General features: G+C 70.8%; 12 protein-coding genes. 7 read left to right on the forward strand and 5 right to left on the reverse strand.

Features of this window, described 5'->3' with window-relative positions; translation table 11 throughout:
* Positions 1 to 23: 23 nt before the first annotated feature.
* Positions 24 to 758, reverse strand: coding sequence for an SDR family NAD(P)-dependent oxidoreductase (locus tag OKJ99_RS18070; RefSeq protein ID WP_326017516.1), 735 nt, complete (start codon positions 756 to 758; stop codon positions 24 to 26).
* A gap of 274 nt (positions 759 to 1,032) precedes the next feature.
* Between OKJ99_RS18070 and OKJ99_RS18075 the strand changes: the two genes are divergently transcribed.
* The gene (locus OKJ99_RS18075; protein ID WP_326017518.1) at positions 1,033 to 1,542 is read left to right on the forward strand and encodes a hypothetical protein; all 510 of its coding nucleotides are present in this window, start codon (positions 1,033 to 1,035) and stop codon (positions 1,540 to 1,542) included.
* A gap of 55 nt (positions 1,543 to 1,597) precedes the next feature.
* Here the strand turns inward: OKJ99_RS18075 and OKJ99_RS18080 are convergent, their stop codons facing one another.
* The 3 genes from OKJ99_RS18080 to OKJ99_RS18090 all read right to left on the reverse strand — a co-directional run bounded on the left by OKJ99_RS18080 (position 1,598) and on the right by OKJ99_RS18090 (position 3,505).
* Complete coding sequence (locus OKJ99_RS18080; RefSeq protein ID WP_326017520.1) at positions 1,598 to 2,383, reverse strand: hypothetical protein; 786 nt, start codon at positions 2,381 to 2,383, stop codon at positions 1,598 to 1,600.
* A 163-nt stretch (positions 2,384 to 2,546) separates the two neighbouring features.
* Positions 2,547 to 2,855, reverse strand: a complete 309-nt coding sequence (locus OKJ99_RS18085; protein WP_326017522.1) for a GNAT family N-acetyltransferase — start codon at positions 2,853 to 2,855, stop codon at positions 2,547 to 2,549.
* A 113-nt stretch (positions 2,856 to 2,968) separates the two neighbouring features.
* Positions 2,969 to 3,505 (reverse strand): carboxymuconolactone decarboxylase family protein, encoded by a 537-nt coding sequence (locus tag OKJ99_RS18090; RefSeq protein ID WP_326017524.1) that lies wholly within the window; start codon positions 3,503 to 3,505, stop codon positions 2,969 to 2,971.
* Between the two features lie 134 nt (positions 3,506 to 3,639).
* On the opposite strand from OKJ99_RS18090, the gene OKJ99_RS18095 reads away from it, so the two are divergent.
* The 5 genes from OKJ99_RS18095 (at position 3,640) to OKJ99_RS18115 (ending at position 8,129) form a co-directional block, all read left to right on the forward strand.
* The gene (locus tag OKJ99_RS18095) at positions 3,640 to 4,629 is read left to right on the forward strand and encodes a pirin family protein (RefSeq protein WP_326017526.1); all 990 of its coding nucleotides are present in this window, start codon (positions 3,640 to 3,642) and stop codon (positions 4,627 to 4,629) included.
* 115 nt (positions 4,630 to 4,744) lie between these two features.
* Positions 4,745 to 5,083 carry a GNAT family N-acetyltransferase gene (locus OKJ99_RS18100; RefSeq protein WP_326017527.1) on the forward strand — a complete coding sequence of 113 codons (339 nt, stop codon included), beginning with the start codon at positions 4,745 to 4,747 and terminating at the stop codon, positions 5,081 to 5,083.
* Positions 5,084 to 5,225: 142 nt separating this feature from the next.
* Positions 5,226 to 5,897: a hydrolase gene (locus OKJ99_RS18105; protein ID WP_326017529.1), complete on the forward strand. Its 672-nt coding sequence runs from the start codon at positions 5,226 to 5,228 to the stop codon at positions 5,895 to 5,897.
* Between the two features lie 48 nt (positions 5,898 to 5,945).
* Positions 5,946 to 6,977 carry an NADPH:quinone reductase gene (locus OKJ99_RS18110; protein WP_326017531.1) on the forward strand — a complete coding sequence of 344 codons (1,032 nt, stop codon included), beginning with the start codon at positions 5,946 to 5,948 and terminating at the stop codon, positions 6,975 to 6,977.
* A 114-nt stretch (positions 6,978 to 7,091) separates the two neighbouring features.
* Positions 7,092 to 8,129, forward strand: coding sequence for an aldo/keto reductase (locus tag OKJ99_RS18115; protein ID WP_326017532.1), 1,038 nt, complete (start codon positions 7,092 to 7,094; stop codon positions 8,127 to 8,129).
* A gap of 15 nt (positions 8,130 to 8,144) precedes the next feature.
* Here the strand turns inward: OKJ99_RS18115 and OKJ99_RS18120 are convergent, their stop codons facing one another.
* A complete protein-coding gene (locus OKJ99_RS18120) occupies positions 8,145 to 8,558 on the reverse strand; it encodes a response regulator (protein ID WP_326017534.1) in 414 nt (137 codons plus the stop codon).
* Positions 8,559 to 8,710: 152 nt separating this feature from the next.
* Between OKJ99_RS18120 and OKJ99_RS18125 the strand changes: the two genes are divergently transcribed.
* The coding region (locus OKJ99_RS18125; RefSeq protein ID WP_407700717.1) for a hypothetical protein at positions 8,711 to 9,666 on the forward strand (956 nt) is incomplete at its 3' end.

Here is a 9,666-nt window from a genome sequence, read left to right on the forward strand (position 1 = left end):
AAGGGTTGGCAGGTAACAGGTCGTCAGGCGGCGGCGAGGTAGCCGCCGTCCACCGGCAGCAGCACCCCGGTGACGAACGAGGACTCGGGCCCGGCGAGGAACGCGAGGGCGTGGGCCAGCTCGTCGGTCTCGCCCGGCCGTGCCAGCGGGGCGCCGTCGACGCGGGCCCGCAGCGCCTGCGGCGGAAGGTCGTCCAGGAGTGCGGTGCGGAAGACGCCGGGCAGCAGGGCGTTCACCCGGATACCGCGCGGAGCGAGCTCGACGGCGGCCACCTTGGTGAGCTGATGCACCGCGGCCTTGCTCATCTGGTACGCGACCGAGGACGGGACCGTGCCGTCCCCGGCGGGAGGGGTGGTGACTCCGTAGATCGAGCCGATGTTGACGATGACACCCCGGGTGTCGGCGAGGTCGTCGGCGAAGGTCTTGATGCCCCGCCACGGGCCGAACGCGTTCACCGCGAGCACCCGCGTGAAGTCCTCGTCGCTCGTGCCGAGCAGGTCCGCCCGGGCGCTGACGCCCGCGTTGTTCACCAGCAGGTCGGCCGGCCCGAACTCTCGGCGGACGATGTCACGCAGCCGGTCCCACGACGCGGGCTCGGTGACATCGAGACGCACCCGCCCCGCCCCGCCGGCGTCCTCCGCGTACTGGACATCGGCCCGCACCACGACGGCACCGAGCTCCGCCAGCCGGTCGGCCGCGGCGGCCCCGATCCCGCCCGCCGCGCCCGTCACCACCGCGATCTTGCCGTCCAGGCCCATGGCCATCACTCCCTTCGGTGCTGATGAAGGGGGACAGTAGGCCCGGCCGCGGGGCGCGACATCGGTCATCTGACCGATGCGCGGAGGCGTCGATGTGGAGGCGTCAGTGTGGAGGCGTCAATGCGGAGCCGTTGATGCGGAGGCGCCGATGGCGGACAGGGCTCCTGCCGACGGGCGCACCGCACAGCCTGAGTCACACACCGAAGTCACTCAGCTGCCGTGCGTACCTGCCGTGCGGGAGCCCCCGCATGCGCCTCGATGGAGAGGATCGTTCATGACATCCATCCGCCTGCTCGGACGGCCACTCGGCCTCGCGGCCGCTTCGCTCACGGTGGCGGTCGGAGCCCTGGCCGCGCCCGCGGTGGCCCTGGGGCCGGTGCCGGTGCCGGTGCCGACGCCGGTGTCGGAGCCGCTGCCCACCATGACCGTGGACTTCGGTTATGAGGACGAGGAGCCCAGCGGCAGCGAGGGGCAGCAGTTCGACGGTGACGCCCGCCTCCTCGATGCCTCGGGGGACGTGGTGGGGCGGTTCTACTACGACTGCACCACGGCGGCGCCCGGCAAGACGACGGTGGGTGCGTTGTGCTCCAGTGCCTATGTCGTCGAGGGCAGGGGTGAGATCTTCACCCAGGCCTTCAAGCCCATCCAGAAGGACGAGGACACCATGCCCCGCCCCACCCGCTCCGCGGTGACCGGAGGCACGGGGGACTTCAAGGGGGCGACCGGTCAGGCGACCATGCTGCCGACCGGCGAACCCGACACCAACACCGTCGTCTTCAACTGACGCGCACGGGCCGCCCCTTCGGGGCGGCCCTCAAGCGCGGCGATGGTGCCGCGGGTCAGATCTTCGGGGCAGTCACGATCTTGCCGGTCGGTGCCTTCGCGCCGACGGGCGTGCCGAAGTCGGACCACGTGATGGTCGCCATGCCGGTGCCGTTGCTGTACGGGGTCTCCTGCTGCAGCAGGTAGGGCTTGCCCGTGGTCGCAACGCTGAACGTGGCCTGCCTGCTCGGGTCCGCGCCCTTGGCGACGACCGTGGCGACGGGCTGCCCCGCCACCTCGGCGGCGGAGCCCTTCGTGAGCTTGAGGGAGTTCTTCTCCGGCTCGCCGAACTGCTCGCCGTGGCAGTAGGAGACGAGCACCTTCGTGAGCGCGGCGGTCGGCGAACCGTGCATCCACTGGTCGGCCTTGATGGTGCCGGCGCCGTTCTTCTTGGCCCAGGTGGAGAACGTGGAGTCGACCTTGCCCCAGACGTCGTTGCCCTTACGGACGACGTCGAACGTTCCCATGTCCTTGAGGTCGACCGTGCCGGTGCACTCCGTGGCGGAGACCCGGAGGTCGGACTTGGCGTCCGAGCGCGACATGACCTCGCGGACCGAACCCGCGGCGGCCTTCGTCTCCGTGCCCTTGGCGCGCAGTTCGACGGCGGTGAGCTTGTCGACACCGTTCGGCTTGGCGTCGGCCTTGGCCGGCTTGTCGGTGGCGCTCGACGGCTTGCTGTCGGCGTCCGCGGCCTTGTCCGAGCCGCCGCCGCAGGCCGTCAGCGACACCAGGGCGGCGGCGCAGGCGAGCGCGGTGGCGGCGCGGCGGGCGGTCGATGCGGACAGGACATGCGTGTTGTTCATGAGTTCCCCGTGATTCCCCGTGTGCATGTGGTTGCCGTGAGTGGCATGTGCATTCAATCAGTGGGCGGGGGGACGTCGTTGGGCGGGGGGACGCCTTGTCAATTCCGCGGACGCGCGAGGGTCGACGGCGTGACCGCGAGGACGGCCAGTGGCGGTAGGGCTCTCAGTCCTCGACCTTGCTGCGGCTCTGGTAGGCGAGGTCCTGGTAGTCGGGGTGCCGGGCCATCCAGCCGGAGATGAACGGGCATACCGCGAGAACCCGGAGCCCGTCCGCCCGCGCGGTGTCCAGTGCCGCGCGCGCCAGCGCGGAGCCGACGCCCTGCCCGTTGTACTGCGGGTCGACCTCGGTGTGCGTGAAGACGACGAGCCCGCTCTCCTTGGTGCGCATGTACTCGGCGACTCCCGCATGCTGCCCGTCGACTCGGGCCTCGTAGCGGTTGGCGTCGGGGGAGTCGGTGATCTCGATGGCCATCGTGGGCCCTCCATGTCGTGTCGCCAGCCGTGGAGCCGGTCGTGGTGCCGGTCGTGTCGCCGGTCGTGGCGCCGAACGTACCGTCGGCTGCCGATTGGGTTGTCTGCGCAGTTTTACGCAGTGGGGGCGTTCGGTCGCCGCACCGCCTGGTTCGGCGTGGCAGGCCGGCGTACGGGGTGCTTGCTGAGGATGGAGACCCGGTTGAAGGCGTTGATGGTGATCGACGCCCAGATCGCGGCGGAGATCTCGGCATCGTCGAACACCTCCCGGGCCGCGGCGTACGCCGACTCCTGTGCGGCGGCGTCGTCCGGATGCGTGACCGTCTCGGCCAGGCCGAGGGCCGCCCGCTCCCGGTCGGTGAAGATCTCCGCGTCCCGCCACCCCGGCAGCACCCCCAGTCGCAGTGGGGACTCCCCGGCGTGCAGGGCGGCACGGGTATGGGTGTTGAGGCAGAAGGCGCACCCGTTGATCTGGGAGACGCGAACGTTGATCAACTCCAGCAGCGCGGGCTCCAGTCCGGCCTCGACGGCCTCGGCGCGGACCGTGTCGGCGGCGTGCCGGAAGGCCTGGTACGCGCCCGGTGACTGCTTGTCGATGAAGACGCGGCGCCGGTCCTGCGTGTCGGTGGTGGTCGATGTGCTGCTGGTCATGACTGAGCCTCCTCGTTCGTGGCCGTCTGTGGGAGTGGCGGCCCACGCCAATATAGTTTACCGTTCAATCACCTTGCGACAGGGAAGACCGGAAAGCTGCGGCAGGGAAGATCGGAAAGAGGGGGCAGGGCACCATGTCTGCATACGAACAGGCGCCGGCCGAGACGCGCCGTGCGGCCGTGACGTCACGTCAGGACACCGTGGCCGAAAGGCGGGTGGAGGTTCTTTCGGCCCGCGAGGTTCCGCTCGGCGGCCCGCGGGCGATGACCGTGCGGCGCACCCTTCCACAGCGGGAGCGGAGCCTGATCGGAGCGTGGTGCTTCGTCGACCACTACGGGCCCGACGCCGTCGCCGCCACCGGCGGGATGGCCGTCGCGCCGCACCCGCACACCGGTCTGCAGACGGCGAGTTGGCTGTTCGACGGGGAGATCGAGCACCGGGACAGCCTGGGCACGCACGCCATGGTGCGGCCCGGCGAACTGAACCTGATGACCGCCGGACGCGGCATCAGCCACTCCGAGGTCTCCACCCCCGACACCACGGTCCTGCGCGGCATCCAGCTCTGGATCGCGCTCCCGGACGAGCACCGCGACGTCGCACCGGCGTTCCGGCACCACGCCCCCGCCACCATCGCCCTGGACGGAGGCGAGGCCAGGGTCTTCCTCGGCACACTGGCCGGAGAAACCTCCCCGGTCCCCACCCACACCCCTCTGCTCGGCGCCGAAATCGTGCTCGAACCGGGCGCGCACACCACCCTCGCCGTGGACCCGGCCTTCGAACACGGCGTCCTGGTCGACGAAGGAGCCGTCCGGGTCGAGGGGACCCTCGTACCGAACGCACAGCTCGGCCACCTCGCGCCGGGTGGCGACACCATCACCCTCGCCAACGACGCGAGCCATCCGGCACGGCTTCTGCTGCTGGGCGGTACACCGTTCGGCGAAGAGATCGTGATGTGGTGGAACTTCATCGGCCGCAGCCACGAGGACATCGTGGCGGCCCGGGCGGAATGGGAGGCCGGAGCGGAACGCTTCGGCACGGTCCACGGCTCTTCCGGCGAACGCCTGCCGGCCCCCGAGCTGCCCAACAGCACCCTCAAGGCGCGCGGCAACCGCAAGCCTCGCTGACCGCGTCAAGAGCACACCAACAGCACACCAGCAGCACGAGACACCAACACACCACCACGCCAACACACCACCGCGCCAACACATCAACACACCAACGCCCAAGGAGACAAGCGCCATGACATCTGACACCACTCCGGCCGTGGAACACCGTCCCGACGAGCAGCGCTACGTCATCACGGTCGACGGTGAACTCGCCGGTTTCACCGAGTACCGCGACCGCGGCGAGCAGCGGGTCTTCTTCCACACCGAGGTCGACGACCGCTTCGCCGGGCAGGGTCTGGCCTCGATCCTCGTCACCGAGGCCCTGGCCGACGTCCGCGCCGGCGGCAAGCGCGTGGTCCCCGTCTGCCCGTACTGGGCCAAGTACCTCAAGAAGCGCGAGCAGGAGACGGCCGACGTCGTCGACCCGGTGAACCGGGAGATCACGGACTGGCTGCGAAGCCGGCTCGGCTGAACGGGGAGCGCCTCCCCCTTTTTCAGCCATCGTCGGCGCGCCGCAGGAAGCCCACGGCCGGGCCTGCCCGGCCGTGGGTACGCTCCTGCCCGCAAGGCCATCGCCCACCGCCCACGATCCAGACGCGAGAAGGGGACACGGCATGACCGCCGACGCCGCGCACATCAAGACCGCTCCCGAGCCCGTCCGGGACACCGTCGCCGACCATCTGCTCACGCCGGACAATTGCGCCGTGGTCTTCATCGACTACCAGGAAGGCCAGTACGCCACCATCGGCTCCGCGAGCCGCGAAGAGATCGACCTCGGTGCCATCACTCTGGCCAAGCTCGCCCGCGCCTACGAAGTTCCGACCGTGCTGTCGACCGTCGCCGTCGGCATGGGCGTCAACCGGGCCACGGTCCCGGAGATCACCCGCGAGCTGCCGGACGTTCCCGAGATCGACCGCACCGGCGTCAACTCCTGGGAAGACGCCGACTTCCGTGCAGCCATCGAGGCGACCGGCCGCAAGAAGATCGTCATGGCCGGACTGTGGACGGAGGTCTGCCTCGCCTTCCCCACCCTGGACATGCTCCGCGAGGGCTTCGAGATCTACCCCGTCGTCGACGCTGTCGGCGGCGTCTCCCCGGTCACCCACACCACGGCGATCGAACGGATGACGCAGGCCGGCGCGCGACCGATCACGTCGCTCGCCTTCGGGTGCGAACTGATGCGCAACTGGGCGCGCCCGGACGCGGACCTCTACCGGGTCGTCATCAACGACTACTTCCACCGCAAGCAGGCCATCGGCGACAAGACCGGAACCCTCTTCCAATAGCCGCCCGCAGCCGGGAATACGACGAGCGCAATCATGATTGGCCAGAGCATGAAGGCCATCGTGTACAGCAGCAACGGCGACTCCGAGGTTCTGAAGCTGGAGGAGCGTCCCGTCCCCGACCCCGGTCCCGGCGAAGTCCGGGTCGAGGTCCATGTCTCCGGGGTCAACCCCACCGACTGGAAGGTCCGGGCGGGGCTGTCCGGCAGCCTCGGGGACGGCGAGAGTCAGGTGCCCAACCAGGACGGTGCGGGTCGGATCGACGCGGTCGGCGCGGGAGTCGACCCCGCGCGGATCGGGGAGCGGGTGTGGCTGTATCTGTCCGCGGCCGGGCGCCCGGACGGTGGTACGGCGCAGGAGTACCTGACCATTCCGGCCGAGCGGGCCGTGCCGTTGGCGGACGGGGCCGACTACGACCTGGGTGCGGCGCTGGGCGTGCCGGCGCTCACGGCCCACCGGGCCCTCACCCTCGCCGCCGACGGGCCGGACCGGTTGGCGCCGGGGGCGCTCGCCGGGTGGACCGTGCTGATCGCCGGGGGAGCGGGGGCGGTCGGCAACGCGGCGATCCAGCTGGCCCGCTGGGCCGGGGCGACGGTCATCACCACCGTCAGCTCCCCGGAGAAGGCCGACCTGGCGAAGGCCGCCGGCGCCCACCACATCGTCAACTACCGTACGCAGGACGTCGCCAAGGTCATTCTCGATCTGGCGCCGGACGGCGTGGACCTCGTCGCCGAGGTCGCCCCGGCGGTCAACGCGGAGCTGAACCTGGCGGTCACCAGGAACAACGCGACGATCGCCTTCTACGCCAACAACGGCGGCGACGAACTGCGACTGCCCCTGCGCGCGACCTTCGGCCGCAACCTGGACTGGCACGGCCTGTCCCTCTACTCCGTCCCCGCCGAGCCGATGCGCAACGGCGTGGCCGCGGTCTCGGAGGCCGTCGCGACCGGTGCGCTACGGGCGGGCGCCGAGGCCGGTCTGCCGTTGGTCCGCTTCCCGCTGGAGCAGACGGCGCAGGCACACGAGGCCGTCGAGAGCGGCACGGTGGGCAAGGTCCTCATCGACGTCAGGGAAACCGCGTAGCAACGCCAGCGGGGGTCGCCGACGCGGTGAGTCGCAGGGGCGGCTTCTCGGGTCCGGGTGGTCGTGCGCAGGGGGTTGCCTTCGCGTGCACTTCAACTCCTAGCGTTCGCAGGCATGGAGACCACCAACGCGAAGAACGGGTCGACGACCACCGCGCCGCACGCGCCGTACACCAGGGCCCTTGGACGAAGCGGGATCGAGGTCAGCGCGCTCGGCTTCGGTTGCTGGGCCATCGGCGGGCCCTGGCAGGGGCTTGGCGGGGAGCCACTCGGCTGGGGCGAGGTCGATGACGAGGAGTCCGTGCGTGCCGTGCGTCGTGCGCTGGATCTCGGCGTGACCTTCTTCGACACCGCCGACGCGTACGGGGCCGGGCACAGCGAGCGCGTACTGGGGCGGGCGCTCGGCAGGCGCCGGGCGGATGTCGTCGTCGCCACCAAGTGGGGCAACCTCTTCGACGAGGAGAGCAGGGTCCGCACGGGCGGCGACGATTCGCCGGAGTACGTACGGCGCGCGCTGACCGCGTCACTGGCCCGGCTCGGCACCGACTATGTGGACCTGTACCAGCTGCATCTGTCGGACGCCGATCCCGAGCGGGCCGCGCCGCTTCGGGACGCCTGCGAGGACCTCGTAGGGGAGGGGCTGATCCGTGCGTACGCATGGAGCACCGATGACCCCGAGCGCGCGGCGGTCTTCGCCGCGGGCCCCCACTGCGCCGCCGTGCAGCACCGCTGCAACGTCCTGCAGGACGCGCCCGAAATGCTTGCCCTGTGCGAGGAGTTCGGCCTCGCGAGCATCAACCGCAGCCCGCTCGCGATGGGCCTGCTGACGGGGAAGTTCGCGCCGGGGAACGCGCTCGCGGCCACGGACATCCGCAGCGCTCCGCCCGCCTGGCTGCCGGGGTTCGCGGTGGGCGGCGGCGTCGATCCGGAGTGGTTGGCGCGTGTGGAGGCGGTACGGTCCATCCTGACGAGCCGCGGCCGTACCCTCGCCCAGGGTGCGCTGGCCTGGTTGTGGGCGCGGAGTCCGCGCACGGTGCCGATTCCTGGCTTCAGGACGGTTGCTCAGGCGGAGGAGAACGCCGGGGCGCTGGAGTTCGGGCCGCTGTCGGCGGGCGAGCTCGCCGAGATCGATGGTGTGCTGCACAGGGGATGAGGGGCGGGGAGCGGGTCAGGCGGGGTCCGGTGCTTCCAGTTCGCGGATGCGCCTCAGGTAGCGCAGGTGGCCGGCGATCTTGAGGCGTAGCAGCCAGGGGGAGACGGGCTTGATGATGAGGTCGGCCACACCGATCTCGTAGGCCTCTTCGGTGAGTCGTGCCTGGCCGACCATTCCCGTCATCAGGATCACTGGAATGTGCCGGGTCTGGTCGAGGCGATGCAGGTAGCGGGCCACTTCGATGCCGGTCATGCCGGGCATGACGACGTCCAGGAGAGCGAGGTCGATGCCGCCGCGCAGGACGGCCTTGAGGGCCTGGTCCCCGCTCTCGGCCGTCTCGATGCGGCAGGGCAGAGGGGCCAGGGAAGCCTTCAGGGCGAGGAGGGTCTCCTGATGGTTGTCCACGAGGAGCACCGTGATGTCGGGCATGGTCCCGCTCCTTCCGTGGCGCAGGTTCACCGTATTCCTGCACGACGGTGGCGCGTTGGGGGACGGAGGTATGGTGCGGTATTTGCCGTGGCGCCCAGGACGTCCGATCGGACGTTGGCTTCGTGGCTCGCGCGCCCGTTAGGTTGGCGGCCGTGACCAGTGAAGACACCCTTGCCGGCTGGCTGAGGACACTCTCCCGTACCGCACTGACGCGTCTTCTGGAGGAGCGGGATCTGCCGGCCTCCGGCGCCCCGGTGTCCGTGTTCGCGGAGTTGGCCCGGCAGTTGCTCGCCCCGGCCTCGGTCAGTCGCGCCCTTGACTGCGTCACCCTGCCCGAACGCGTCGTACTCGCGGAGATCACCGCGTACGCTGCCGAGATCCACGGCCCGGTCGAGCCCGCTCCGGAGGTTTCGGCGCACCTGCGCCACCAACAGGCCACCCAGTCGGGCCTCGAACCCGCGAGCCGTGCCGTGGACCGTGCGGAACTCCTCGACCGGATCGCCAGCGGTGGCGAGGATGGTGAGGAGGCCGACCGGCGGGTCGTCGCGGAGGCCGTCCTCGTCCGGCTCGCCGACCGGGCCCTCCTGCTGCCACCGCATGGCGATCTGCTGACCGTCCCGGTCCTTCTCCACCGCAGGTCCGCCGAACTCCAGGGCTACGGCCGCCCCCTCAACCCGCTGCTCATCGACGCCTTCAAGGCCGCCGAGATCCACCGCATCGCCACCGCGCTCGGCCTGCCCGAGGAGCGCACCCGCGACGCCGCCCAGCACGCGATCGTCGAGACACTCTCCGATCCCGAACGAGTCCGCGCCCTGGTCGCCGACGCGCCCGCCGAGGCCCACGACCTCCTGGCCGAACTGGTCCCGGGGCCGCCGTCGCTCGCCACGCACTGCTTCATGTCCGAGTACGGCCACTACGCCGGCCCCCACTCCAAGTTCCACTTCCGTGAGCAGGGCTCCGGCGACCCCGGCACCGACTGGCTCGCCGAGCGCGGCATGCTGGTCCCCGTCGGAACGGACCTCGCCGAGCTGCCGTACGACGTCGCCCGCGCGCTGCGCGAGGGCGGCACCCACCGGGCCCTGCCCCACGCCCCGCAGCACGTGGCCCG

This window comes from Streptomyces endophyticus, assembly GCF_035798155.1.
GTDB classification, from domain to species: domain Bacteria; phylum Actinomycetota; class Actinomycetes; order Streptomycetales; family Streptomycetaceae; genus Streptomyces; species Streptomyces endophyticus.